General features: G+C 63.0%; 27 protein-coding genes and 2 rRNA genes. 14 read left to right on the top strand and 15 right to left on the bottom strand.

The window, feature by feature from the left end:
- Positions 1-104, top strand: a 23S ribosomal RNA gene (locus BM154_RS20570); the annotation flags it as partial.
- Positions 105-241: 137 nt separating this feature from the next.
- Positions 242-357, top strand: a 5S ribosomal RNA gene (gene rrf / locus BM154_RS20565).
- Positions 358-907: 550 nt separating this feature from the next.
- Here the strand turns inward: rrf and queD are convergent.
- The 5 genes from queD to pnuC all read right to left on the bottom strand — a co-directional run bounded on the left by queD (position 908) and on the right by pnuC (position 5,574).
- Complete coding sequence (gene queD, locus BM154_RS20560) at positions 908-1,264, bottom strand: 6-carboxytetrahydropterin synthase QueD (protein ID WP_074888665.1); 357 nt, start codon at positions 1,262-1,264, stop codon at positions 908-910.
- 67 nt (positions 1,265-1,331) lie between these two features.
- Entirely contained in the window at positions 1,332-2,474 is a 1,143-nt protein-coding gene (locus tag BM154_RS20555; protein ID WP_074888663.1) for a catalase family protein, read from the bottom strand.
- A complete protein-coding gene (locus BM154_RS20550) occupies positions 2,467-4,377 on the bottom strand; it encodes a di-heme-cytochrome C peroxidase (RefSeq protein WP_074888660.1) in 1,911 nt (636 codons plus the stop codon). The genes BM154_RS20555 and BM154_RS20550 overlap by 8 nt, the downstream gene beginning before the upstream one ends.
- Positions 4,378-4,480: 103 nt before the next feature.
- Positions 4,481-5,011 (bottom strand): AAA family ATPase, encoded by a 531-nt coding sequence (locus BM154_RS20545; RefSeq protein WP_074888657.1) that lies wholly within the window; start codon positions 5,009-5,011, stop codon positions 4,481-4,483.
- A complete protein-coding gene (gene pnuC, locus BM154_RS20540; RefSeq protein ID WP_074888655.1) occupies positions 5,011-5,574 on the bottom strand; it encodes a nicotinamide riboside transporter PnuC in 564 nt (187 codons plus the stop codon). The genes BM154_RS20545 and pnuC overlap by 1 nt, the downstream gene beginning before the upstream one ends.
- 236 nt (positions 5,575-5,810) lie before the next feature.
- On the opposite strand from pnuC, the gene BM154_RS20535 reads away from it, so the two are divergent.
- Entirely contained in the window at positions 5,811-6,641 is an 831-nt protein-coding gene (locus BM154_RS20535; protein ID WP_074888652.1) for an undecaprenyl-diphosphate phosphatase, read from the top strand.
- Positions 6,642-6,664: 23 nt separating this feature from the next.
- A complete protein-coding gene (locus tag BM154_RS20530; protein WP_074888649.1) occupies positions 6,665-7,387 on the top strand; it encodes a DUF1294 domain-containing protein in 723 nt (240 codons plus the stop codon).
- On the opposite strand, the gene BM154_RS20525 is transcribed toward BM154_RS20530, so the two are convergent.
- From BM154_RS20525 to BM154_RS20515, 3 genes are read right to left on the bottom strand one after another with little or no spacing between them, the layout of a single operon-like run.
- A complete protein-coding gene (locus BM154_RS20525) occupies positions 7,379-7,735 on the bottom strand; it encodes an MmcQ/YjbR family DNA-binding protein (RefSeq protein WP_074888646.1) in 357 nt (118 codons plus the stop codon). The two genes, BM154_RS20530 and BM154_RS20525, sit on opposite strands and share 9 nt — an antisense overlap.
- Positions 7,732-8,931 carry an MFS transporter gene (locus BM154_RS20520; RefSeq protein WP_074888642.1) on the bottom strand — a complete coding sequence of 400 codons (1,200 nt, stop codon included), beginning with the start codon at positions 8,929-8,931 and terminating at the stop codon, positions 7,732-7,734. Before BM154_RS20520 ends, BM154_RS20525 begins: the two co-directional genes overlap by 4 nt.
- On the bottom strand, positions 8,928-9,908 hold the full coding sequence (locus BM154_RS20515; protein WP_074888639.1) for a LysR substrate-binding domain-containing protein: 981 nt from the start codon (positions 9,906-9,908) through the stop codon (positions 8,928-8,930). Before BM154_RS20515 ends, BM154_RS20520 begins: the two co-directional genes overlap by 4 nt.
- Before the next feature lie 138 nt (positions 9,909-10,046).
- Here BM154_RS20515 and BM154_RS20510 point away from each other — a divergent pair, with 138 nt between their 5' ends.
- Positions 10,047-10,655 carry an FMN-dependent NADH-azoreductase gene (locus tag BM154_RS20510; RefSeq protein ID WP_074888635.1) on the top strand — a complete coding sequence of 203 codons (609 nt, stop codon included), beginning with the start codon at positions 10,047-10,049 and terminating at the stop codon, positions 10,653-10,655.
- Between the two features lie 111 nt (positions 10,656-10,766).
- Positions 10,767-11,546: a dienelactone hydrolase family protein gene (locus BM154_RS20505; RefSeq protein ID WP_074888632.1), complete on the top strand. Its 780-nt coding sequence runs from the start codon at positions 10,767-10,769 to the stop codon at positions 11,544-11,546.
- 42 nt (positions 11,547-11,588) lie between these two features.
- On the opposite strand, the gene BM154_RS20500 is transcribed toward BM154_RS20505, so the two are convergent.
- From BM154_RS20500 to BM154_RS20490, 3 genes are all read right to left on the bottom strand, one after another.
- Positions 11,589-12,374 (bottom strand): DUF4394 domain-containing protein, encoded by a 786-nt coding sequence (locus BM154_RS20500; RefSeq protein ID WP_074888629.1) that lies wholly within the window; start codon positions 12,372-12,374, stop codon positions 11,589-11,591.
- A gap of 155 nt (positions 12,375-12,529) precedes the next feature.
- Complete coding sequence (locus BM154_RS20495; protein ID WP_074888626.1) at positions 12,530-13,234, bottom strand: anti-sigma factor; 705 nt, start codon at positions 13,232-13,234, stop codon at positions 12,530-12,532.
- A complete protein-coding gene (locus tag BM154_RS20490) occupies positions 13,231-13,779 on the bottom strand; it encodes a sigma-70 family RNA polymerase sigma factor (protein WP_074888624.1) in 549 nt (182 codons plus the stop codon). Before BM154_RS20490 ends, BM154_RS20495 begins: the two co-directional genes overlap by 4 nt.
- 181 nt (positions 13,780-13,960) lie before the next feature.
- Between BM154_RS20490 and BM154_RS20485 the strand changes: the two genes are divergently transcribed.
- Positions 13,961-14,989: an amidohydrolase family protein gene (locus tag BM154_RS20485; RefSeq protein WP_074888621.1), complete on the top strand. Its 1,029-nt coding sequence runs from the start codon at positions 13,961-13,963 to the stop codon at positions 14,987-14,989.
- Positions 14,990-15,105: 116 nt separating this feature from the next.
- On the opposite strand, the gene fabB is transcribed toward BM154_RS20485, so the two are convergent.
- The 4 genes from fabB to BM154_RS20465 form a co-directional block, all read right to left on the bottom strand.
- A complete protein-coding gene (gene fabB / locus BM154_RS20480; RefSeq protein ID WP_074888618.1) occupies positions 15,106-16,326 on the bottom strand; it encodes a beta-ketoacyl-ACP synthase I in 1,221 nt (406 codons plus the stop codon).
- Positions 16,327-16,338: 12 nt separating this feature from the next.
- Positions 16,339-16,854, bottom strand: a complete 516-nt coding sequence (gene fabA / locus BM154_RS20475; RefSeq protein WP_013791679.1) for a 3-hydroxyacyl-[acyl-carrier-protein] dehydratase FabA — start codon at positions 16,852-16,854, stop codon at positions 16,339-16,341.
- Positions 16,855-17,141: 287 nt separating this feature from the next.
- On the bottom strand, positions 17,142-19,052 hold the full coding sequence (locus BM154_RS20470; RefSeq protein WP_074888614.1) for an ATP-binding protein: 1,911 nt from the start codon (positions 19,050-19,052) through the stop codon (positions 17,142-17,144).
- Positions 19,049-19,972: an ABC transporter substrate binding protein gene (locus tag BM154_RS20465; protein WP_074888611.1), complete on the bottom strand. Its 924-nt coding sequence runs from the start codon at positions 19,970-19,972 to the stop codon at positions 19,049-19,051. The genes BM154_RS20470 and BM154_RS20465 overlap by 4 nt, the downstream gene beginning before the upstream one ends.
- Positions 19,973-20,259: 287 nt before the next feature.
- Here BM154_RS20465 and BM154_RS20460 point away from each other — a divergent pair, with 287 nt between their 5' ends.
- From BM154_RS20460 to BM154_RS20430, 7 genes are all read left to right on the top strand, one after another.
- The gene (locus BM154_RS20460; RefSeq protein WP_074888608.1) at positions 20,260-21,282 is read left to right on the top strand and encodes an NAD(P)H-dependent glycerol-3-phosphate dehydrogenase; all 1,023 of its coding nucleotides are present in this window, start codon (positions 20,260-20,262) and stop codon (positions 21,280-21,282) included.
- 11 nt (positions 21,283-21,293) lie between these two features.
- Positions 21,294-21,632: a DUF4389 domain-containing protein gene (locus BM154_RS20455; RefSeq protein WP_074888605.1), complete on the top strand. Its 339-nt coding sequence runs from the start codon at positions 21,294-21,296 to the stop codon at positions 21,630-21,632.
- 10 nt (positions 21,633-21,642) lie between these two features.
- Positions 21,643-22,104: a phosphohistidine phosphatase SixA gene (sixA, locus tag BM154_RS20450; protein WP_074888603.1), complete on the top strand. Its 462-nt coding sequence runs from the start codon at positions 21,643-21,645 to the stop codon at positions 22,102-22,104.
- Between the two features lie 41 nt (positions 22,105-22,145).
- Positions 22,146-22,589, top strand: a complete 444-nt coding sequence (locus tag BM154_RS20445; RefSeq protein WP_074888600.1) for a hotdog fold thioesterase — start codon at positions 22,146-22,148, stop codon at positions 22,587-22,589.
- Positions 22,590-22,713: 124 nt separating this feature from the next.
- A complete protein-coding gene (locus BM154_RS20440) occupies positions 22,714-23,517 on the top strand; it encodes an alpha/beta fold hydrolase (RefSeq protein ID WP_074888598.1) in 804 nt (267 codons plus the stop codon).
- Positions 23,514-24,377, top strand: a complete 864-nt coding sequence (locus BM154_RS20435) for an alpha/beta fold hydrolase (protein ID WP_074888595.1) — start codon at positions 23,514-23,516, stop codon at positions 24,375-24,377. Before BM154_RS20440 ends, BM154_RS20435 begins: the two co-directional genes overlap by 4 nt.
- Before the next feature lie 142 nt (positions 24,378-24,519).
- Positions 24,520-25,320 carry a DUF4892 domain-containing protein gene (locus BM154_RS20430; RefSeq protein WP_074888593.1) on the top strand — a complete coding sequence of 267 codons (801 nt, stop codon included), beginning with the start codon at positions 24,520-24,522 and terminating at the stop codon, positions 25,318-25,320.
- Positions 25,321-25,353 lie beyond the last annotated feature (33 nt).

The following is a 25,353-nucleotide window of genomic DNA, read 5'->3' as shown; positions in this document are numbered from 1 at the left end:
GTTCCCTAAAGGGCCGTCGAAGACTACGACGTTGATAGGCTGGGTGTGTAAGCGTTGTGAGGCGTTGAGCTAACCAGTACTAATTGCCCGTGAGGCTTGACCATATAACACCCAAACAATTTGGCTGTTAGACGGTTGAAGTCGACAGTAATGCCGAAAATTTGCGAGAACACGTAATACCAACTGACATCACATACCCAATTCGCTGCAGCGGCTAAACCCCGAAGCAGCAACCAGTTTGCTTGACGACCATAGAGCGTTGGAACCACCTGATCCCATCCCGAACTCAGTAGTGAAACGATGCATCGCCGATGGTAGTGTGGAGTTTCTCCATGTGAGAGTAGGTCATCGTCAAGCTTCTACACGAAAGCCCTGATCAGTTTACTGATCAGGGCTTTCTCTTTTTAGGGCTCTGAATGATGGTGTGGCTGTGAGAGTCCCGGGATGCCGGCCACCGGGATGCCGGCCAGATCATCGTCAAGCTTCTACCAGAAACCCCAGATCTCGACAGAGGTCTGGGGTTTCGTCTTTTCAGCCTCGGAGATCAGAGGCCCAATGCCCAGCGGCGTCAGGCAGGTGGGGCATGCACATGCAGCACGGTGACCAGGGTGTCGCTTCGCTCAACCGCAAGCTACGGAAGTGAGTTTGTGGTGGAAGGGTGAAGCGTCTGCCACCCTATGGTGCGTATAGAACTCTCGTAGCCTGGGTCAGCTGGAGGCGTAACCCAGGGAGCTGGTGTGAGCTTGCGGGAAAGCTCGAATTGCCTGCCTGGCATGGACAACATCAGCCGAGTATATCGATGAGGATGATCTTGGCTCAGAAACGACGAAGCCCGCATAGCGCGGGCTTCGTCGTTTCTACTCTAGTTACTTCCGCAGCGTTACCTCGATGCAGGAGAGCGCTCGACCTAGTCGCCGCGATACTCGCAGCCGCTGGTGCAGGTCTCATGAATGCGGATACGCGACAGCTCCGGCAGCAATGGCTTGAGTTGCTGCCATACCCATTTGGCGAGAATTTCGCTGGTCGGGTTTTCCAGGCCGGGGATGTCGTTGAGGTAGTTGTGGTCGAGTTGCTCGTAGATCGGCTTGAAGATCGCCTTGATCTCGGAGAAGTCGCGAATCCAGCCGGTATGGGGGTCGACCTCGCCCTCGATATAGACGGCGATGCGGAACGAATGGCCATGCAGGCGGCCGCATTTGTGGCCTTCCGGGACGTGGGGAAGCCGGTGGGCGGCTTCGAAGATGAATTCTTTGAACAGTTCCAAGGCCAATCTCTTTTCTACAGGGCGAACAGGCTGCCATTCTAGCAGCCTGCTGCGACCTATAGGGCCTTCACTGGCTCAGTGCGGCATTGCGATCATGGCGATAGACACTGACTGCCTCGTACACGGCTTTGCGCAAGCGGTTGATGCCGCCAATCGGCCGATGTTCGGGTAGGGCGTGCCAGGGGTTGAACGACAGGTTGTCGCAGAACAGGTTCTGCTCCGTGCTATCGAAATCCTGGGCCGGCAGGCGGATATCGGCAACGGTCTCGAACGGTGCGATCTTCTCGTCCCACTCCACGCTGGGATCTTCGATCGGCATGTAATAGTCCGGGTTCTGACGCTGTACCTGCAGCGCGAAACAGGCCGGCATGCGGTCCAGCGAAAGCTGCTGATAGAGCGCGCTGCGCAGGAAATTGGGCAGATCGGTGTTGGGTTTCGGAATCGCGTAAACCGGGCAGTTCTCAGGCGCGGGAATGACCCGGTACTTGATGTTATGTGGCCCCAGCTTGAACGGCGCGATGGAGTTGTAGGTGGTTTCGACCGGGCTGCTAGGGGCGGGCGACAGGGTTTTCAGGGCGATGACCAGGTGGCGGATTTCCCAGGTGCGGGGATCCCAACTTGGGAAGAAGGCCAGGGCCTTCTTCCCATCCGCCTGGGCGGCAAAGTTGCTGCGGTATTCGGCCACGTCACGCACGAAGAACGCCGGGTGATTGAACATCACGAAGTCCTGATCACCAGCATGGCGTGGATTGTTCATCAGCTTGGCGCCCGGAACGTCCAGCAGCTTGATGGCCATGCCCCGGGCATCACGGGCACGGTCGAATTGCGGGTAAGCGTTGCCGTTGGACAGACGCATCCAGGCCTGCCAGGTCTTGCCCGGTTCGCCGAGTACGCCGTAGCGCAGGCTCTCGTCGAGCTGTGCTTTCACGGTGACCTCGGCCCTCACGCAGCCATGCGCCTTGGCGTGGGCGTCGCGCAAGACCCGGGTGTTGTCACGATGCTGTTCGACCACGCGGATGGCGTCTTCGATGATGCCGGCGGTATAGGCGGCTTCATCGGCGGGGATCTGTTCCTCGCTGGAGACCGGGCCGGAGAATTTCCAGCTGTAGTAGGCCGTACCTATGGCCCAGCCGCCGAGGCCGACGATCAACAGCACGAAAAGTGTTTTGCCCAACAGCCGGCCGAGCCACAGCCAGAATCGTTTAAGCATCGTTGGACTCCTTGTGATTGGCTTTTGCGCTGCCCTGACAGTGCTGCCCGGGATTCCAGGGCTTGGCGGGCACGTCGCTCAACTGGTTTTCCAGCGCGGTATTCCCCAGCACCTTCAGGTACTCGACCAGCGCCCAGCGTTCTTCCGGTTGCAGGCCGCGGCCGATGACGCCGTCATTGCGGCAGCCGTCGCGGAATTCGTGACCACCGTTGCCGTTGCCCTTGATGCGGGTATCGAGCAGGAAACCGCCGGGGAACTTGTCGCTGACGAAACCGACATGCTTGGGATCGAATTCGAAATTACCCACCCAGAATCTGGCGGGCCGCTCCGAGACCGGCGACAGCAGGTGAAACAGCGTTGGCACCGAGCCGTTGTGCAGGAAGGGTGGTGTCGCCCAGATGCCATCCAAGGGGCGTACCTTGTAGCCACGAATTTCCTGGACGCCAATGGGCAGCCCGTAGCCATTCATGCGCTTGCGCTGCTCTGGCGCGATGCCGTTGTCTCGGTAGGCGCGATCCTCGACGTAGGCGGTGACATAGGCCAGCGCCTCGGCGCTGGAGATGGCGCTGAAGTCGATCTTGTCGAGGCTGTTGCTGTGTAGTTCGACATCCAGTTTGGCCAGCTCGGCTTTCTTCCAGCCCAGCTTGCGGATGTCGAAGCGGTGGTCGGCGATATTGTCGGCGGTGGTGGAGTCGGTGCCCACGATGGAGGTCTGGATGACCTCCATGTGCCACTCGGGGTCCCGTTCCGGCGCCCTGCGCTGAGCCAGTGGAACGACCTTCGGTGCGTGACAGACGGCGCAGCTTTCCTCGAACAGGGCGCGACCTCGGCTGGCGAGTGGGATGTCGATCTTGCCAAGGACCTTTTCCGGCCAGGCAGGTGGCTGCAGCTGCTTGAGCGTCTCTTCGAGCCTGTAGAGATCGTTGATGCGCACGCTGGAGGCATAGCGCTGGTCGTGGGGGATGGGGCGCCCGTTGTCGTCGAGCAGCTGCAGCGTGGCACCTACGCCCAGGGCCTCGCCCACGTTGCGGGCCATTGGCTGCATGGCCGAGCCGTTCCACTGCACCCAGTCGAATTTCCAGATATCCCAGAGGTGCGGGTAGCTGACCGGCGCATCGGCAACGCGGTAATTGGCCGCATCGATGCTGGCACCGAACACGCTGTTGGCGATGCGCCCGAAGGCATCGGTGCGACCAAAACCTTCTTCGGTCGGGTAGAGGCCGCGGTGCCAGTCGTTATAGGCGGTGCTCAGCAAGCGGTCGAGCACCTGCTTGAACTCCGCGCGAAGGCTGTCGTAGTCGCGCTCGTAATGCTCACCCAGTACCTCGTGGGCGAAGCGCCGGAACTTCAGCGGGTTGTAGTAGGTGAACGCCATGCTCATGCCAAGGGCCTGGCCAAAGCTGCCGCCTTTGAGCGTCGGCACGGTGGATGCCAGCGAGTGCAGGGCGGCGCCACCGTCGATACGTACCGCCTGACCCCGATAGCGCAGCTCGCCGGTGTGGCAGGCGGCGCAGGTGATGTCCAGGTATCCGACGCCGCTTTCATTGTCCTGGTGACGGGCAAAGCCCACCGGCAGGTTGCCAGGGTTCAGCGCGGTGGCGCGCTGTCCCGGTTCGGTGAGAAAGCCGAACCGTGCGAGGTAGTCGGGGTCGGCGAACTTGGCTTTGCCGAACGGCAGTTCCAGAGCCGAGAACCACGCGTACTGCAGGCCCTTCAACGTGGTGCCCTGCGGCGTGTAGTAGTAGAACTGACGCTGCTGGTCGGTCCATTGCCCCAGATAGTGAACCTTCTGCACCGGCGTATAGGCAGGCACATTGGGCCTGGCGATGTAGTACACGACGATCAGCAGGGCGATGAGCGCTAGGAGAAGAATGATCTGCACGGCGCGGCGAATCAGGCGCATGGGGGGACGTCCTTGTTGCGTTGTTCTAGTCGTGTTCCTTTATGCCCATGCTATCGATTAATGGCAAGGTGCCACGCGGCGTTAGCCGACAATTTGTGCATCGCTACGGGTCGAGCCGCAGCCAGCTCCCCACCCGCTGTAGCGCAGCTGCCTGGCGTTCGCTCCAGGAGCCGGCGATTGGTGTCACGTTCTGGCCGTGGGCCGTTAGCCAGGTTGCGCAAGCCTGGTAGAAGGCCAGCCGCTGGGTCAGCTCAGGCTGGCAACGCTGCCCGTCGCCCACCCACTCGACACCGCGCGGGTCGAGCAGAAGATGAAGGTGATAGTCCCGGCAAAGCAGTGCAGGCTCCATCCAGTCCGGGCAATCGCCAAACAGAGTGCGGCTCCAGAGGATATTGCTCAGCAGATGGGTATCCAGAATCAGCAGGTCGGGGCGCTGCGCCCGCGCCGCATCCTCCCATGCGAGCTGGCCCCTGGCGATAGCGGAAATGTCGGCATAGCAGGTATCGCGCTGCTGGCTGTCGATGAAATGGCGTACGTATTCACCGACCACAATACCGCCGAAGCGCCGCTGCAGCTCGCTCGCCAGCCAGCTCTTGCCAGTGGATTCGGGGCCGGTCAGAACCAGGACTTTCATCAGCGCCGGGCGACCAATTCGCGCCGCCAGCTCAGCCAGCCATGACAGGCGAGCAACGTGAACAGGGCGTACAGCGCCGCGGTGAGGTACAGCTCCTGGTCAATAAACAGCGCAACGAACAGCACATCGAGCAACACCCAGAGTGTCCAGCACTGCAGGCGCTTCTTGGCCATCCAGAGTTGCGCAACCAGGCTGAAGGCACAGAGCGTGGCATCCTGCCAGGGTGCGCTGGCGTCGGTGAAGGTCGTCATCAGCAGGCCCAGCAACAGTGAGCCGAGCACGCCCAGCGCGAGCCCTGAGCAGGTTTGACGCCAAGCCAGGCTCGACACCTGGAGACGCTCGTCAGGACGATCGCCACGTGTCCAATGCCACCAGCCATAGAGCTGCAGGGCCGCATAGATGCATTGCAAAAGCGTGTTGGAATAGAGCCTGGCTTGAAAGAACAGCCAGGCGTAGAGCACGACCATGACCAGGCCAACCGGCCAGCACCAGGGGTTCTGACGCACAGTCAGCCAGACGGCGATCAGGCCGAGCAGCGAGGCGCAGAGTTCGAGCGGTGACATGTGACCTCTGGCGAGTGACGACGGAATGGCCGCGCATTCTAGCGCTTGTCGTGGCGGCGTGATCATTCGCCCGGCGGGAAAATGTCATTTCCCAGTTGATAGCGTTTTGAAATTGCCGGTCAGTGCTTTATAACTGCCGCTTTTTTCGGCCGCGCTGGAACCTCCATCAGCGCCTCCAGTCCGAGAGACAATCCCTTTCCAGCCAGTGCATCTGGCACCCTTCCCAAGGAGTTTCGATGGACAGTTGGCTCGCTTTTCAGGCGCTGATTCTGGGTATCGTTGAAGGCCTCACCGAATTTCTGCCCATTTCCAGCACCGGACACCTGATCGTGGTGGGTGACTTGCTGAACTTCAATGGCGAACGTGCCACGGCATTCAAGATCATCATCCAGCTGGGCGCCATTCTCGCGGTGATGTGGGAGTTCCGCCAGCGCATCCTCTCGGTGGTCAGCGGCCTGGGCAGTGATCCGATGGCGCGGCGCTTCACCGTCAATCTGATGATCGCCTTCTTTCCGGCGGTGGTGCTCGGCCTGCTATTCGCCGATCTCATCGAGCATTGGCTGTTCAACCCGATTACCGTCAGCGCCGCGCTGGTCATTGGCGGCGTGGTGATGCTCTGGGCCGAGAAGCGTCAGCACCGCATCGTTGCCGAATCGGTCGACGACATGGACTGGAAACTGGCCCTCAAGGTCGGCTTCGCCCAGTGCCTGGCATTGATCCCGGGTACTTCCCGTTCCGGCTCGACCATCATCGGCGGCCTGCTGTTCGGGCTGTCACGCAAGGCGGCCACCGAGTTCTCGTTTTTTCTGGCCATGCCGACCATGGTCGCCGCTACCGTTTACTCGCTCTACAAGTACCGGGACATCCTGCAATGGAGCGATCTGCCGGTATTCGCCATTGGCTTTGTCACCACCTTCATCGTCGCCATGATCACGGTTCGTGCGCTGCTGGTGTTCATCGCCAATCACAGCTATGCGGTGTTCGCCTGGTACCGGATCGCCTTCGGCCTGCTGATTCTGGCCACCTGGCAATTCGGCTGGATCGACTGGAGCACGGCAGAGGGCTGATCGCCCAACCGCTAAGGACGCACATGCACAGCAGGGAACAGGCCGGCCGCATCAGGCACTGGGACGATGACAAGGGCTTTGGGTTCATCCAGCCCCTTGCTGGCGGCGATGAGGTATTTGCGCACATTTCGGCAATGCGCGGGGACCGCCGGCCTTCTGCCGGTGACCAGGTGCTGTTCGTGGCCGGGCGCGACGAACGTGGCCGTTTGCGGGCCGAGCATCTGCGCCTGGCGGGGGAACTGGCCATCGACCAGCCGCAGATTCGCGTTAAGCCGCGAACCGCTGCGCCTTCGCGCAAAACCCGGCCGGCACCGACGCGAGCTGCCAAAGCAGGCAAGCGTCAGCCATCAGTGGTGCTACGTAACCCCATCGCCAAATGGGTGATCTTCGCTGCGTTGTGCGGCTTGCCGCTACTGGGCGCGCTGCACTGGCTGGCTGGCGGAGTGATGTGGCCCTTGCTGCTCTATCCGCTGGCCAGCGTGCTGTGCTTCTTCCTCTATTGGCACGACAAGAGCAGCGCCCAGCAAGGTCGCCGGCGTACCCCGGAAAAGACCTTGCACCTGGTCGAATTGGCCGGCGGCTGGCCGGGCGCGCTGGTGGCCCAGCAGGTATTGCGACACAAGACGCGCAAGGTGTCCTATCAACTGGTGTTCTGGGCCATCGTGGTGCTGCATCAAATGATCTGGATCGACCAGTTGTTGCTCGATGGCGCCTACATCAGCGGCTGGTTGCGCAGCCTACTCTAGATCGAGCAGCAGGCTGATCTGCTGCTTCTTGGGCAGGCGCCGCACCACAAGCTGGTGAGAGCGCGTCAGCAGGTCACGCAGTTCCTCGTCGCCCATCGGTGGCTGGCTGCCATTCATGCTGATCCAGTGAGCACGCGCCAGGTATGGGGCAGGGCGAATGCCTGGGCGATCCGTGAACCCGAGAAATAGGGCGTCATCAACCTTGAAGGCCAGGTTGTCACCGAGAAAGTCGAGGATGGCGAACATCTTGTTGTGCGCCACGGAAAACACCTGGTTGCTGCCCCATTTGTAATCAACACGAGCCCCCGGCAGTTGCAGGCAGAAGGCGATCAGTTCGTCACGGGTCACGGCTGCACCGCTTTTGGCCGCTCGGCACGGCGCAACAGCAGGAGGCTCAGCCCCAGGCCAAGCAGCGACAGCAGGCCCGATGCGAGAAACACCGCGCCGTAGTCGTAAGCAGTGGCGACCAGCCCCATCAGCGGGCCGGCGACGCCGAGGGCCAGGTCGAAAAACAGCGCGTAGGCGCCCAGTGCCGAACTGCGGCTGGCTGCTGGGATGTTGCCAATGGCCTCGACACCTAGGGCGGGATACACCAGCGACAGGCCGAAGCCGGTCAGCGCTGCGCCACACAAGGCCAGGGCAGGAATCGGCGCCAGCCACAGTAGCAACAGACCGAGGGTTTCGATCGCCAGGCAAACAGTCGCCACCCGGTAGCCGCCGCGCCGTTCGATGGCGCCGGCGAACAGCAGCCGCGCGGCGATAAAGGCCAGGCCGAAGGCGCTCAGGCAATAGGCGGCGTGCTCCCAGCCAAGGCTCGCGTAATACAGGGTGACGAAGGTCGCCAGGGTGCCAAAGCCAATGGAGCCCAGGGCCAGCGCCAGGCCGTTGGGGGCGATGGCCAGGAACACGTTGTGAAACGGCAGGCGCTTGCCCTGGATGACCGGGATGGCCGGTTTGTCGCGTGCCACCCACAGTGCGCCGAAGCTGAGCAGGGTAATGGCCGCGCCAATGCTCCACAGGCCGAGTGTCGAGGCCATCAGCACGCCCAGTGGTGCACCGATGGCGATGGCGCCGTAGGAGGCGATACCGTTCCAGGAAATCACTCGGGCGGTGTTCTCGGCGCCGACCCGGCCGATACCCCAGGTGATCGAACCGGTACCGATCAGCGCCTGGGAAATGCCCAAGGCGACGCGCCCGGCCAGCAGCAGGCCCAGGCCTATCGCGCCGGAAGCCTCATGCAGGCTGGTTGCTGCCAGGGTCAGAACGCCGCTGCCCAGGGTGCCGACCAGACCGTAGACCACCGCGCGCTTGGGGCCGATGCGGTCGATCAGCATTCCCGTGATTGGCCGTGAAACCAGGGTGACGAGGTACTGCAGGCTGATTACCAGACCGGCCATCACCGAGCCGTAGCCCAGGTCATTGAGCACGAAACCGGGTAGCACCGCCAGGGGCAGGCCAACGCAGAGAAAACCAATGAAGGTGAAGAACACCACGGCTAGAATTCGCGCGGTCTGGCCGGGTGCCTGGGGCTTGCGGGCGGTCATCGGGTGTCCTGTAAGGTGGAGTGGAGGATAACGTTATCAGGTTGCTCTGACCCAGGGCGAACCAGGTCCGTTCCAGGCATCAGCCAGCCCTCGCTGCTGGCCTGGATCATATGCTCGAGCCAGGCGCGCACGGCTGGCAGCATGCCGCGCCGGTGAGGGTAGACGACCTGCAGGTGTCCGCCGGGCAGGCTCCAATCCGGCAGCAGGCGGATCAACCGGCCAGCCTGCAGATCGGCCATGCACTTGGTGTGCGGCAGCATGGTGAAGCCCAGCCCCTGCAGCGCTGCCTCTCGGCGGATATCGAAGTCTTCGATGCTCAAACGTGCCTCCAGGGTCACTTCACGGCGTACGCCAGCTGAATTTCTGAGCAGATGATGGATACGCCTGTCGCTTGCCGCCGCGCCAAGCGCCGGCAAGCGTTGCAGATCGTCCGGCGTGCGGATGTCCAGCCCCTGCAGCAATGCCGGAGCGGCTACCAGGTAAGCGGAGGCGGGCGCCAGTTGCCGGGCGATCAGCGAGGGATCCTCGTCGCTCTGGTCGCGCACCCGCAGCGCCACGTCGAGGCCCTCCTGCAGCAGGTCCACGCGGCGGTTGGTCAGGACCACATCGAGTTGCACCAACGGGTATTTGGCCAGAAAGCTGGTGATCACCGGGTGCAGCCCGGCGCGTGCCAGTTCGACGGGGCAAGACATGCGCACCCGCCCGCGCGGCTCGCTGCTCAGCGAGGCCACAGCCTCCTGCGCCTGTTCGGCTTCGAGCAGCATCGCCTGGCAGTGGCGCAGGTAGCGTTCGCCGGTTTCGGTCAGCGCCAGTTTGCGGGTGGTGCGCTGCAGCAGGCGTACGCCCAGGCGTGCCTCGAGCTCGGCCACGCGCCGCGACAGGCGCGATTTGGGAATGCCCAGCTGTTGTCCGGCGGCGCTGAAGCCGCCGTGCTCGACCACCTTGGCAAAGTACATCAGGTCATTGAGGTCCTGCATGAACGCTCCCGGCGCATGGAAAACAGTTTGTTCCACTGATGGAACGCATCATCGCATTTTTGCCGACTAATCAGCGATTGGCTTCATCGGTAGGATTAATCCATCGAACAGTCACTGACCGCTTTCAAGGAGACCCTCATGAAACTTCTGCATCTCGATTCCAGCATTCTCGGCGACGCCTCTGCTTCCCGTCAGCTCAGCGCGACAGTCGCCGCAGCCTGGAAAAACAGCCAGGCCGATGTTCAGGTGACTTACCGCGACCTGGCCAGCGATGCGCTGAGCCATTTCTCTGCAGCCAGCCTGGTGGCCGGTGGCACGCCAGCTGAGCTGCGCGACGCTGCCCAGGCCCACGAAATAGCCCTGGCCGAAGCGACCCTGGAAGAGTTTCTCGCTGCCGATGCCATCGTGATCGGCGCACCGATGTACAACTTCAGCATTCCGAGCCAGCTCAAGGCCTGGATCGATCGCGTCTGCGTTGCCGGCAAGACCTTCGCCTACGACGAGAATGGTCCCAAGGGCCTGGCGGGTGGCAAGAAGGTGATCATTGCCTCGACTGCCGGGGGCATCCACGCCGGCCAGGCCAGTGGCCAGGCCCATGAGGACTACCTGATTCTGGTGCTGCGCTTCCTGGGCATCACCGATATCGAGGTGGTGCGGGCAGAAGGCCTTGCATACGGCGAGGAGCCGAAAGCCAATGCACTGCGCAGTGCCCATGCGCAGATCGACGGCTTGTTCGCTGCCGCCTGATCCACCGTTCGCTCGCGGCGCTCGGGTTTCCCTGGCGCCGCAAATGTGCTTCCTTGTGCTCGGGCGCAGCATTGGCTGCCATCACTGGGTACAGACAGAGGGAATCACGCGATGAGGAAATCACTGTTGTCGGCAGCGTTGCTGGGCTTGGCCGGTTTGGCCGAGGCGGGGGTGGTGGTCAAGAACGTCCCCTATGAGATCGATGGCCAGCCGTTCGAAGGCAAGCTTGTCTACGACGATGCGGTCAGCGACCCGCGTCCGGGCCTTTTGATGGTGCCGAACTGGTTGGGCGTCACTGACGCGTCTGCCGAAAAGGCCGCCCGGGCCGCCGGCGACAAGTACGTAGTGTTCGTGGCTGACATGTATGGCAAGAGCATTCGCCCCAGCAACGCCGATGAGGCCAAGCAGGCGGCCACTACCGTACGCAGCGACCGTGCGCTGATGCGCAAGCGCGCCCAGGCGGCTGTCGATGTGCTCAAGGCGCAAACCAGCCAGGTCGCCCTGGATACCGCCAGGCTCGGTGCGATCGGCTTCTGCTTCGGCGGCGGCACGGTTCTCGAACTGGCTCGCTCGGGTGCGCCACTGAAGGCCTTCGTGTCCTTCCACGGCAACCTGGATACGCCCAATCCCGCTGATGCCAACAACATCAAGGCGCCGGTGCTGGTGCTGCATGGTGCGGATGACCCGGCGGTACCGCCGGCACAGGTCGACGGGTTCATGAAGGAAATGAAGGCAGCCAAGGTGGATTGGCAATTGGTCAGCTACGGCGGGGCGGTGCATTCATTTACCGACCCTCTGGCCAACACCCCCGGCAGCAATCAGTACCATCCGCTGGTGGCGGCGCGGGCGTTCAAGGCCATGGATAATCTGCTCGACGAAGTGTTCGAGTAACGAAACAGAGAGGGAAGGCCGTGTGGCCTTCCCACGATCATCTTACTGGGCTGGCAGGACCGCGATGTCGATGATGTTGGCCGGCAGATTCTTGATCTCACCCAGTGCGCTGGCCTGGCCGGTTTCCAGGTTGACCTGGTGCAGCGTGGTACCGGTCAGCAGATAGGCGGTATTGCCGCCCTTGCCATCGCTCTTGATATCCAGCGCTGCGCTCGGCAGGCCGTCGGCAATCTTGCCGACGACTTGCTGAATGCCGTCATTTGGCGGGTTTTGCAGCATCAGGTTGCCCGTCGCCAGGTCGACGGTGTACAGCGCCGTCTTCTCGGTGCCCTTGTAGGCGTTGGTGTACGCGCCGGCTACCACCTTGGCGGTCTTGCCGGCGTAGGGACCGTCCTTGGCGTAGGCGACCTTGCCGTCCACCACCACTTCACCGCTTTCGACATTGACGCGCAGGCTGGTGCCATCGGCCGCCAGCAAGCGCAGGCGGTCGGCGACCGGGTTGAAGTCGACCACGACCGGGCCGTTACCCGGCAGCGCCTGGCTCAGCTTGGCGGCCTTGCTGGCTGCACCGCTCTTGGCGTTGATGGTATAGAGCTGGCCGGCGTCATCCAGGCCATAGAGCGAGCCATTGGCCGGGCGTACGTCGATGCCCCGCAGGCTCGAAACGCCGCTGAGTTTCACGTCGGAAGCAACGGTGAGGGTCTCTGTGTCGATGTGCAGCAGTTTGCCGTCTGCGCTCAGGGCCAGCAGGTCGTCGGCATTGGCGGTGGCGCAACCGAGGGCGGCGGTGGTGATGGCGATACCGAGCAGTTTCTTGGAAATGTTCATGAGCGTCCTCTCTATGGGTAAAGGCGCGAAGGTCGCTTCGCGCTCGCATCCAGGCACCGTGAAATAGAGCACCTGTTATCCATACCCAAGAGAGTGGCGGGCAGATGTCGGCAGACATATCCGTTTACATCTGCCGCAGATTCGCGCGCATCTGCTCAGTCCACCGCCGCCATCACTGCGCGGCCGATATACAGCACTTCACCCGTTGGCCGGCTCAGCGGTGAGCCGCCTGATGGCTCCAGGGTCAGCTCGAACAACTGGCCGGCGCGTACCGCACCAATCTGCTCGGCAGTGAGCGTCAGGCGTTCGCCGGGCTCCACCAGGCCCAGCGAGCGCGGACCGTCTTTGGGGTCGACGAGCGTCCAGAACTGCACGGAACGATCCGCCGCGACCCGATCCTCGCGCAATGGCTCGAGCAGCAGGGTGCCGGCTGCATCGATATGCACCACCCAGCCCGGCGCCGCGGCTTCGCCCGGCGGTTGCAGCACGGCGGTGTAGCTGGCCGGCCGCGTGTCGCTCTGCCAATACATGGGCAGCAAGGCGATGATCAGCGCCATCGCCAGGGCTGCGCTGGTCAGACGCCAGGCATTCAAGCTCGACCACCAGGCCTGCCAGGCGCTGGTTCGCTGCCGCAGATTCAAGGTTTGCTGCAGCCGTGGCCAGAGGCCGGGCGAGGGCGTGCTGGGTTCGAGCCGGTCACTGAGTTCGAGAAAGTGCTGCTCCCACTCCATGGCCATCGCCGCGGCTTGCGGATCACGGGCTATCAGGTCGGCGATTTCGCCCGCCTGCTCGGGTTCGAGCAGGCCAAGCACGTACTCGCCGATGAGGGCACGGCGTTCTGCGGGGTCAGTGCTGATCATCGTTGCAAACACTCCTGCAATGCGCGCAAGCCGCTACGAATGCGTCCTTTGATGGTGCCCAGCGGGGTGGTCAGGCGCTCGGCGATCTGCTCATGGGTCAGGCCACGATAGAACGCCAGCAGAACCGGATGGCGTCTTGGGCGCTCGAGTTTTTGCAGGCAGCCACGCAGCTGACGCCGGTCCGACTGCTGTTCGTGCTGCTGGGCAGCCGATGGGCTGTCGTCGATCAGGTGCTCGGCGATGTCGTCGGCCAGTGCCACCGTGCGGCCGCGCTGACGTAGCTGATTCAGGGCACGGTAGCGCAGGATGCTGTAGATCCACGCCCGACCGCTGCCCAGCGAGCGCTGGAAGCGCCCGGCGTTGCGCCAGATCTGCACGAAGGCATCATGCAGGCAGTCTTCGGCTGCATCGCGTTGGCCCAGCAGGCTGATGGCCAGGCTGAGCATCTGCGCCGATTCCTGGCGGTACAGCGCCTGAAAGGCGCGCTCGTCATGGCGTGCGCAGGCTTCCAGGTTACTGTCGTAATCGAACATCGGGTCAGACATGCCGTGTTCCTGTAAGGGGCTGCGTCCTGAGGGTGGCAAGGTTTATACCCGAGTGAAGGCGGTTTGGATGTGCCGACAATGAAACAATTGGTCTCGGGTAGCACCTGGCAGCGGCCGCCGATCGGCTGAACTTGGTTCGAGCGCCGCTAGTCTATGCTGCTCAACATTGCGGAGTGCCAGCATGCGTCTGATTCGTCTGGGTTTTTTATTGTCGGTCGGGCTTCTGGCCGGGCTTGCCGAGGCGCGCGACTATCGCTACAGCGACGCTCATCTGCACTACGTCGATTTCTTCCAGGAAAGCGCCGGCATGGATGTGCTGCTGCAGCGCATGGACGAGGCGAAGGTCGACCACGTGATGTTCTCCGGGATCCCGGTCGCCAAGAAATGGCACGAGGACGAGCCCAAGCGCCCGCGCTACTACGCCGGTGACGATGCCGCTGCCTACTGGTACAGCGCCACCGACGTGTTGATCGCCCACGCCTACAAGCAGGTGCCCGAGGACCAGCGCCACCGCTTTCATCCCTTTCTGTCCGGCTTCAACCCCAACGACAAGAACTCCGACGCCCATATCCGCCGCATGCTGGAGCTCGACCCGGGGTTGTGGCAGGGCATAGGCGAGGTATTCACCCGCCACGATGACCTCACCTCGCTGATCGAGGGCAGTACGCCGCGCGCCAACAACGAGGCGATGACCCGCGTCTACCACCTGGCCGCCGAGTACGACCTGCCGGTAATGGTGCATTCCAACATCACCTCCAAGCGCGAGCGCAATCCGTTGTACCTGCAGGAAATCGAAGAGCCGCTGCGCAATCATCCCCACGTGCGTTTCATCTGGGCCCATGCCGGCACCAGCATGGAGATCCACCGCCATCAGGAGAAACTGGATTTTCTCTTCGATACCCTGGCGCGCATGCTGGAGAGCTACCCGAATCTGTACATCGATCTGTCCTGGACCATGCGCCGGCCTTACCTGACCGACGAGAATGGCAAGCCGGACCCAAAATGGGTCGAACTGGTCGCCCGTTACCCGGATCGCTTCATGATCGGCTCCGACGTGGTCGGTCGCTTCGATAGCATGGGCGAGTACATGCAGGGCTTCGACCGCTTCCTGGATGAGCTGCCCGAGGACGTTGCCCAAAAGGTCGCCCGTGACAACTTTCTTTCGATCCTGCCGCGTCAGGTCAAGGCGGCGCTGCCTGGCGCGCGCTGAACGGATTGCGCCTCAGCGCCGTTCAGCAGCGGTCAAGGGGCCGCATGGCGTCGCGATGAAATCGCACCCATGAAAAACGGCGCCCGAAGGCGCCGTTTTTCATATCAGGGAACCGATCAGTTGCCCGCCCAGCGCTTGAGCACCAGGGTGGCGTTGGTGCCACCGAAGCCGAAGCTGTTGGACATGATGGTGTCCAGCTTGGCGTCTTCGCGGGTTTCGCGCAGGATCGGCAGGTCGGCGACCGCCGGGTCCAGCTCTTCGATATTGGCCGAGGCGGTGATGAAATTGCCTTCCATCATCAGCAGGCAGTAGATCGCCTCGTGCACGCCGGCGGCGCCCAGGCTGTGGCCGGACAGGCTCTTGGTGGAGCTGATGGCCGGTGCATTGCCTGCGAACACTTCACGAATACCCTTGATTTCCGCGACGTCGCCGACCGGAGTCGAGGTGCCGTGGGTGTTGAGGTAGTCGATCGGCGTTTCGACGGTGGACAGTGCCTGCTGCATGCAGCGCACTGCACCTTCGCCGCTCGGGGCGACCATGTCGTAGCCGTCGGAGGTGGCGCCGTAACCGACGATCTCTGCATAGATCTTGGCGCCGCGAGCCAGTGCGTGCTCCAGCTCTTCGACCACCACCATGCCGCCGCCGCCGGCGATGACGAAGCCATCACGATTGGCGTCATAGGCGCGGGATGCTTTTTCCGGCGTGTCGTTGTACTGGGTGGAGAGGGCGCCCATGGCGTCGAACAGGCAGCTCTGGCTCCAGTGTTCTTCTTCACCGCCACCGGCGAAGACCACGTCCTGTTTGCCGAGCTGGATCTGCTCCATGGCCTGGCCGATGCAGTGGGCACTGGTGGCGCATGCCGAGGAGATCGAGAAGTTGACGCCCTTGATCTTGAACGGGGTCGCCAGGCAGGCCGATACGGTGCTGCCCATGGTGCGGGTTACCCGGTACGGGCCGACACGCTTGACGCCTTTTTCGCGCAGGGTGTCGATGGCTTCCATCTGGTTCAGCGTGGAGGCGCCACCGGAACCGGCGATCAGGCCGGTACGCGGGTTGGAAACCTGGTCTTCGCTGAGGCCCGAGTCCTTGATCGCCTGCTCCATCGCCAGGTAGGCGTAGGCCGCGGCATCACCCATGAAGCGGAACAGCTTGCGGTCGATCAACTCTTCCAGGTTCAGGTCGACGGAGCCCGATACGTGGCTGCGCAGACCCTTCTCGGCGTATTCCGGATTGAAGCGGATACCGGGGCGGCCAGCGCGAAGGTTGGCGGAGACGGTTTCTTTGTCATTGCCCAGGCAGGAGACGATGCCTAGACCGGTAATAACGACGCGACGCATGGAAAGGATCCTTTAGAAACTGTCGGTGGAAGTGAACAGGCCGACGCGCAGGCTTTCGGCACTGTAGATCTCGCGACCATCGACACTCACGGTGCCATCGGCGATCGCCAGGATCAGCGAACGGGTGATGGTGCGTTTGATATGGATGTTGTAGGTGACCTTCTTGGCGGTAGGCAGAACCTGACCGAAGAATTTCACCTCGCCCGAACCCAGGGCACGGCCGCGGCCAGGGTTACCCTGCCAGCCGAGGAAGAAGCCGACCAGCTGCCACATGGCATCGAGGCCCAGGCAGCCTGGCATCACCGGGTCGCCTTCGAAGTGGCAGCCGAAGAACCACAGATCAGGATTGATATCGAGCTCTGCGACAATCTCGCCTTTGCCGTACTTGCCGCCCGTTTCGCTGATGTGGACGATCCGGTCGATCATCAACATGTTGGGGGCGGGCAGTTGCGCATTACCCGGGCCGAACAGTTCGCCGCGGCTGCAGCGCAACAGATCTTCCTGGGTGAAGGCGTTTTGTTTGGTCATGCGAGCTCCTCAATAATCCCCACGCGCCTCGGCTGGGTAAATCGTCCTGGCCGGCTGCGCATGAGTGATGCGACTGCCAGCAGCCTAGTCATAGACTGTTGCGTTGTGGTGAAAGTCACAGTGTGGTGAGTACAGTTGTACTCTGCAGGCGGCAATGGTGTCACAGATGCCCCTTTGATGCCCACTTCAACCAGCAAGCGTGCAGTATTTTCGCCTATCTGACTAGAGGTTGCGAGTGTTCGCTGCCAGTACAGGTGCCGTTTTGCCGGGCGGCGATCCACCCCAGGCTAGCCAGTGGTCGGTAGCCAGCGGTCGAGTACTTGCTGCAGCTCCATACGTTTGAACGGTTTGGCGAGGTAATCGTTCATTCCAGCTTGCAGGCAGGCCTCGCGATCTCCCTGCAGGGCGTTGGCGGTCAGGGCGATGATGGGCAGCTGGCCCTGGCGGCCAAGCTCGCGGATGCGGCGAGTCGCTTCATAACCGTCCATTACCGGCAGGCGGCAGTCCATCAGCACGGCGGCAAAGCGGTTTTCGCTCACTGCCTTGACCGCCTGAGTGCCGTCGCTTACCAACTCCACCTGGTAACCCAGGCTGCGCAGCATCGCTTCGATCACCGTCTGGTTGACCGCGTTGTCTTCCACCAGCAGTACCGGGCGCTGCGCCTGTACCGAGGGCCCATTTGGCAGGGGGTGGGGAGGCAACTGCACCTGCTGCGCGGAAAACGGCAGGGGGATTTCCAGGGTGAAGCACGAGCCGCGGCCTGGTTCGCTCTGCGCGGTGAGCGTGCCGCCCATGCGCTCGGTGAGGGTGCGCGCGATTGGCAAGCCCAGGCCGGTGCCGCCATAACGCCGGGAAATCGAGTTGTCGGCCTGCTGAAAGGCGTCGAACATGGTTTCCAGACGCTCGCGGCTGATGCCGATTCCGGTGTCGTGGACCTTGCAGGTGAACCACAGCACCTGGTTGTCCAGTGCCTGCCAGTGGGCTTCTATTCGCACCTCGCCGCGTTCGGTGAACTTCAAGGCGTTGCCGATCAGGTTGACCAGTATCTGCCGCAGGCGGGTGGGGTCGCCCTGAACCTGGGGTGCTGGAAGGCCATCGTCGAGTTCCAGGTGCAACTTCAGGCCGCGCTGTTGGGCACTGTGCTGGAATGCCTGCAAGGCTGCCTTGAGCAGCGCCGGCAGGTTGAAGCTGATCAGCTCCAGTTCCAGTGCACCACGTTCGATACGCGAGAAATCGAGGATGTCATTGATCACCTTGAGCAGGTGCTCGGTCGATTCCATGGCCAATGCGGCGTATTCACGCTGCTCCTCGCTGAGATCCGTGGTGTCGAGCAGTTGCAGCATGCCGAGCACACCGTTCATGGGGGTGCGCAATTCATGGCTCATCATGGCCAGGAAGTCCGATTTGGCCCGGTTGGCCAGGTCCGATTCCTCGCGCGCCTTGATCAGCAGGGTCATGGCCTGCTGTTGTTCCTGGGCGGCATTGCTCAGGCCATTGGCCAGGTTGTTGATGTGTCTGGCCAGCGTCGCCAGTTCGCCGCCACCAACCTCGGGAAGCGTTGCCTGGTAATTGCCGGCCTGAATCGCGGTGACGGCATCGCTCATCGCGCTCAAAGGGCGCGACAGCCGGCTGGCCAGGCGGCGGGCCAGCAGGAAGGTGAGCAGCAGGGCGAGCAACACCAGCGCCGCGACCTTGAGCAGGATTTCCTGTTGCCGCGAGTTGAACGCCTCACCTGACATGCCGACCACCACGCGTCCCAGGTAATCACCGCTTGGCGGCTCGGAACTGCGCGGGCGCTCGGCGATGAAATCTGAGCCGATGTCCAGTTGCTGCTGCTGGATGGGCGCCTGGAAGATTTCCAGGTGACCATTGCCGGCAGCGGCGGGCTCGGTGCGCTCGAGGTAAGCGAGGATGTTTTCGTCGCGATCACGTACTTCAACGAAGCGCACGTGGGGTGTTTTCAGCGTGGCCTGCAGCAGCGACTCAAGCACGCGGCGGTTACCGGAAATCACCCCGTATTCGGTGGCAGGCGCCAGTTGGCTGGCGATCAGCTGGCCCGTGTGGTTGATCTCGGCACGCAGGTCCTGCAGGCGATTGAAGGTCAGGAAGCCGGTCAGCAGCAGGGTCAGTAGCAGAGCGGGGCCGACGCTGATGAGCTGGGTGCGGACATGAATGTTCCAGCCTCGCCACAGTTTCATGGCGTTTCTCCTTGCAGAAGATGCCTGGCAAGCTCTGCGTCGCTGGGCAGCATGATACCCAGGGCGCGTGCCACTTGAGGATTGCCGATGACCTTGAAGGTGTTCGAGTAGGTTCCTGAAGGCCAGCGTTGCGGAGGCTGGTTGAGCAGGTCGCTGAGGGTGATCAGCCAGTCGTACTGATCACTGTAGGTGCTGGCAAGGCTGCCGGCACGCACGAAGCCGGCGCTGGGGCCGATGAGCGCATGCTGCTGGCCGTAGCTGGTCAGCAGCAGGGTCTTGGCCGTCAGCGGATTGTAGAGGTCGTCATCGGCAACCGCGAGCAGTACGTCGCTGGCGCTTAGCAGCGCCACGACCGCCTTGCTGTCACGGGTGTCCGGCCAGCTTTGCGCGACGACCTCGAGGCCCAGGTCGCTGCTCGCCTGGCGCAGTTCCTGAATCAGAAATTCGCTATGCGGGTCGTACAGCACTCCCACGCGGCGGGCCTTTGGCAGCAGATACTTGAGCAGGCGCAGTTGACGCTGTGGGGCCGGATCCTGCCAGAGTACGCTCAGCTGCGCTGGCTGGCGCGCGCCAAGGGTCTTGTGCGCCTGGGCCTTGTTTACCTGCAGCACCAGCGTCGGCGGACCGGCGGGAGCGTCCAGGCGCCAGGCCAGTGCCGGTTGGCCGAAAAGAATCAGGCGGGTATCGCCAGGCAACTGGTCCAGTGGCGGCATTTCGTTCAACGCCAGGATGCGCACGCGGTCGGCGGGCCGTGCCGCGGCCAGGGCGTTGCCGAAATGCTGCAGGGTGCTGGCGTCGCCTGCGGTGCTCAGCAGGAGATCGGCCGCCTGCGCCGGCGTCTGTAGCAGGTAAAGCCCGAACAGCGCACAGCAGCTCCAAGCAGAGAGTCGCCACTTGGCGGGCGAGCGATTGCCAATCATCTATGGCACAAACCTGAGCGGGCAAGAGAGGGGGGCTGGGCAGCAATTGAGGTATTGCCGTCAGCATGCAATCTTGATGAACGATAGTAGGAAAAGGTCACGCAACGGCCCTGTTCGCGCAGTGTGGGCATGTTAACCGAGCGCTCGACGATTACCAGCCATGCATGACCAAAAAGCGCGACTGCCGCGCAGATCGCAAACCCGCGCGACACAGCCACGAGGCTGGCCGTCGCACTCGCGAACCGTATAATGCCTGCCACTTGCATAGCCTTCACAACGGATCGGTCATGACTCAACAGCAACCTATCGCGGTACTCGGTGGTGGCAGCTTCGGTACGGCCATTGCCAACCTGCTTGCACAGAACGGGCACCGCGTTCTGCACTGGATGCGCGACCCCGTGCAGGCTGAAGCCATTCGCACCCAGCGTGAGAACCCGCGTTATCTGAAGGGCGTCAAGGTGCTCGACGGAGTCGAGCCAACCACTGACCTGTCAGCGACGCTGAACAGCTGTGAGCTGGCTTTTGTGGCCTTGCCGTCCAGCGCGCTGCGTCAAGTGTTGCAGCCTGTGTCCGGATTGTTGGCCGGCAAGCTACTGGTCAGCACCACCAAGGGTATCGAGGCGCAGACTTTCAAACTGATGAGTCAGATCATCGAAGAAGTCGCCCCCCAGGCGCGTATCGGCGTGCTGTCCGGGCCGAACCTGGCCAAGGAAATCGCTGCCCATACCCTGACCGCCACTGTCGTGGCCAGTGAGGACGAGGCGTTGTGCCGCATGGTGCAGGAAGTGCTGCACGGGCGCACCTTCAGGGTCTACGCCAGTGCCGATCGCTTCGGCGTCGAGTTGGGCGGAGCCTTGAAGAACGTCTATGCCATCATCGCCGGCATGGCGGCGGCCCTGGGCATGGGCGAGAACACCAAGAGCATGTTGATTACCCGCGCGCTGGCAGAAATGACCCGTTTCGCCGTGCACCTGGGCGCCAACCCCATGACTTTCCTGGGGCTTGCCGGGGTGGGCGATCTGATCGTCACCTGTTCGTCACCGAAAAGCCGCAACTACCAGGTCGGTTTCGCCCTGGGCGAGGGCCTGAGCCTGCAGGAGGCCGTCGAGCGCCTTGGCGAAGTGGCCGAAGGCGTCAACACCATCAAGGTGCTCAAGGCCCGTGCCGAAGAGCTGCAGGTGTACATGCCACTGGTGGCCGGGCTGCATGCGATCCTGTTCGAAGGGCGTACCCTTGACCAGGTGATCGAGGCGCTGATGCGCGCCGAGCCGAAGACCGATGTCGACTTCATTCCAGCTACTGGCTTCTGAGGAAAATCGTTATGAGTGACCACCCGCGAGGCGAGCCCATCGGCCTGCGTATCGTCTGGATGCTGCTGTTCCTGTTCGTCTGGCAACTGGCCGAGCTGCTACTGGCCGGTGTCGTGCTGCTGCAACTGATCCACCGTCTGGTGAATGGCGTGGCGCATGGCGGTCTGCTGAGCTTTGGCGACAGTCTCAGTCAGTACCTGGCCGAGATCGGGCGTTTCGGCACGTTCAATACCGAGGCCAAACCCTGGCCTTTCGCCGACTGGCCGGCGCCGCGCGCCTGGCGAGCCGAGGTTGCGCCTGGCGTGGCACCGGCGCCTGAGCCGGTGCGGGACGAGGAGCCAAAGCCATGAGCCGTCCCGTATGAGGCTCTGGTTGCTGCGTCACGGGCAGGCTCAGGCCGAGGCGCCTAGCGATGCGGCGCGGGAGTTGACGACCCATGGCCGCGACGAGGTGCGCCAGGCGCTCGAGCACCTGCGTGGCCGCTCCCTCGGCATTTTCGTCAGCCCTTATGTGCGTGCCCAGCAGACAGCTGCGCTGGTGCGGGATGCCCTGGCAACGGACAGCCCGCTGCAGACGGTGGCCTGGCTGACACCGGAGAGCGACCCGCGAGACAGTCTGGCCAAGCTGCAACGCTTGGCGGGTGACGAGATCCTGCTGGTGTCCCACCAGCCGTTCATCGGTGCATTGGCCGGGCTGCTGGTGCATGGTCATCGTCAGCAGCCGCTTGCCATGCACACGGCCAGCCTGGCGCTGCTCGAAGGCGATGACCTGATCGCCGGACTGATGTCTCTCAGCCTGCTGGCGCACCCCGAGGTGCGCTGAACGGGCGGAGTCGGAACATTCCATAACAATAAGGATCGACCATGAGCATCTGGCGCCAGACACCCAACCTCAATGAACTGAATGCAGCCCAGCGCAACACCATTGGTGAGCTGCTGGATATCCGCTTCGAAGCTTTCGATGACGAGTCGCTGACCGCCAGCATGGTGGTCGATGCGCGCACGCATCAGCCTTATGGGCTGCTGCACGGGGGCGCTTCGGTGGTGCTGGCGGAAAGCCTGGGTTCCACCGCTAGCTATCAGTGCATCGACACGCAGAAATTCTTCTGCGTGGGCCTGGAGGTCAATGCCAACCACCTGCGGGGCCTGCGTTCCGGGCGCGTCACCGCGGTGGCCAGAGCGGTGCACCTGGGCCGCACCACCCATGTCTGGGATATCCGCCTGCGTGGCGATGACGGCAAGACCAGCTGCATTTCCCGGCTGACCATGGCCATCGTGCCGCACGGCTCTGCGCCGCCACAGCGTTAGAGAACAGATGACCATCGTGCCACTTGCTTGGCCGGAGCGTCGTCCTTCCTGACCGTTACGGGCGTTGCCGCCTTCGCGAAGCTGCCCGACAATCCATGCACTGCCGGCTACCAGCGCGTCTGCCATGTCCCAGCTCATTTTCTTCGCCCATGCCAACGGTTTCCCCTCGGCCACCTACGGCAAGCTGTTCGCGGCGCTGGCACCCGAGTACCAGGTGCGGCACCTGGCGCAGCATGCCCATGACCCGCGCTTTCCGGTCAACGACAACTGGAGCAACCTGGTCGACGAATTGCTCCATCATCTCGAGCAATGCGCCGAGCCGGTCTGGGGCGTGGGCCATTCCCTGGGCGGAGTGCTCCATTACCACGCGGCGCTGCGTCGGCCCGAGCTGTACCGTGGCCTGGTGATGCTCGACTCGCCAGTGCTCAGTCGCGCCGATCAATGGCTGATCCATGCCGCCAAGCGCCTTGGCTTGATCGATCGGCTCACCCCGGCCGGGCGTACCCTGGGCCGGCGCGAAGCCTTTGGTGATGGGCTGGAGGCTCGCCGTTATTTCGCCGCGCGCGCACTGTTCAGCCGCTTCGATCCGGAGTGCCTGGAGGCCTATGTCGAGCATGGCCTGCACCCTCACGAAGATGGTCTGCGTCTGCGCTTCGAAGCGGCGACCGAAATCAGCATCTATCGCAGCGTTCCCCATACCAGCCCCGGGCAGCCGCACGAGCTACAGGTGCCGCTGGCGCTGGTCAAGGGAGCTGAAAGCCGTGTGGTGCTGGCCCACCATGGGCGCATGGCCCGCCGTGCGCCGCGTGGAGAGTTCCTGACCCTGCCAGGCGGGCACATGTTTCCGCTCGAACATCCACATGCCACCGCGCAGCTGATTCGCAGCCTGTTCTCCCGCTGGCAGCAGCCCTGCGAGGCTCGGCCGTGATCGTCAGCCCAGAAGAGATCCGCTTGCGCCTGCCCCATATCGAACTGGCCGCTCAGGCTTACGGGCCGGCAGATGGAAGTCCGGTTATCGCCTTGCATGGCTGGCTCGACAACGCCGCCACTTTCGCGCGCCTGGCGCCGAAGCTGCAGGGGCTGCGCATCATCGCGGTGGATTTCGCCGGCCACGGGTATTCGCAGCATCGGCCGCCAGGTGGCGGCTATGCCCTGTGGGATTACGTGCACGACGTGCTGCTGGTCGCCGAACAGCTCGGCTGGCCGCGTTTCAGCCTGCTCGGGCATTCCTTGGGGGCGATCGTTTCGGTGTTGCTGGCGGCTACCTTTCCCGAGCGGGTTCGGCGCCTGGCACTGATCGACGGGCTGATTCCGCCGACCGTCGAGGCAGATGCCGCGGTCGCGACGTTGGCCGAAGCCCTGCGCGGGCGCCTGACGCTGGCGACCAAGCGCAAGCCGGTCTACCCCAGCCTCGAGCGGGCAGCCCAGGTGCGCCAGCGAGGCGTCGGCCACGTCAGTTTCGCAGCCGCTCAATTGCTGGCGCAGCGCGGGTTGATGCCGGTTGCCGGCGGCCTTACCTGGCGTACCGACAGCCGCCTGACTCTGGCTACGCCGTTGCGCCTGACGGCAGCCCAGGCCCAGGCCTTCGTCAGCGCGCTGAGCTGCCCGGCTACCCTGGTATTGGCCGAACACGGCCTGCTGGTACAGCGTGACGGCCTGGATACCTTGCTGGCGCAGGCGGCGATCAATATCGAGCGGCTGCCGGGTGGCCACCACCTGCACCTGGATGACGAGCAGGGTGCGCAACTCGTAGCAGACTGTTTCAATCCATTCCTGAGCGCGCCTTGACGGCCCGTTGCAACTGGGGAAAGGTGTCGGGCACTGCCATGGAGATCTGCATGACCGACCTGTATACCGTCGCGCCGGATGCGCTGCCCGCTGAATTCGCCTGCCCGTTGATTCCTCTCGTTGCTGGGGTAAGTGGGGCTGCATGCGTCTGAGCTATCTGCTTGCGCTGATGGTGTTCAGCCCGCTGGCCAGTGCAGACCTGGCGGGCAGTAGTGATCTCGATGTGTTGCCGCGTTTCCCCGGTGCCGAGATCGTCCGTTTCAACCAGCAGGCCGAGCAGGAGCGGGTATACCCGCAAGGCACCGTGCGCCGTATCAGCGGGCGCCTGCGTTACGAGCGTGAAGTACTGGTGCAAGGCGCGCTGACCGCTGTCACCTACGAATTGCCGCGCACCCACAGCGCCAACGAAGTATTTTCCGCTGCCCGCGAAGCCCTGCAGGACAAGGACGCGCAACTGCTCTACTGGTGCCAGGGCCGTGAGTGCGGCTCCAGCAGCCTGTGGGCCAATTCGGTGTTCGGCAATTCCACCCTGTACGGTTCCGACGACCAGCAGGCCTACGCCTTGTTGCGTCTCGCCGAACCACGCCAGGACAGCCTCGTGGCCTTGTACAGCATCACCCGGGGCAATCGCCGTGCTTACCTGCATGCCGAGCTGCTGAAGGCCGACGAGGCCCTGGCGAAAGTGCTGCCAACCCCTGCCACCCTGTCGCGGCAGCTCAAGAGCACCGGCGAGCTGCGCCTTCCCGAGCAGGATGAGCCACGTCCGCAATGGATCGAATTGCTGGCGCGCAGCCTCAACCTGGACAGCACCTTGCGCGTCAGCCTGTCCGGCGCGAACGCCGAAGCCTGGCGTGAGGCGCTGATCGAGGCGCGGGTAAGGGCGGCGCGCCTGGAGGTCGGCGAAAGCAGCGGCGACGGTTTGCGTATCGACGTGCTACGTTGAGCGCACCCGTTCTGCGGGCTTGAGTCTGGCTTC

This window comes from Phytopseudomonas argentinensis (genome assembly GCF_900113905.1).
Taxonomy (GTDB): Bacteria; Pseudomonadota; Gammaproteobacteria; order Pseudomonadales; family Pseudomonadaceae; genus Aquipseudomonas; species Aquipseudomonas argentinensis.
The sequence above is the reverse complement of the archived record's forward strand: the minus strand, read 5'-3'. Positions and strand labels throughout refer to the sequence as shown.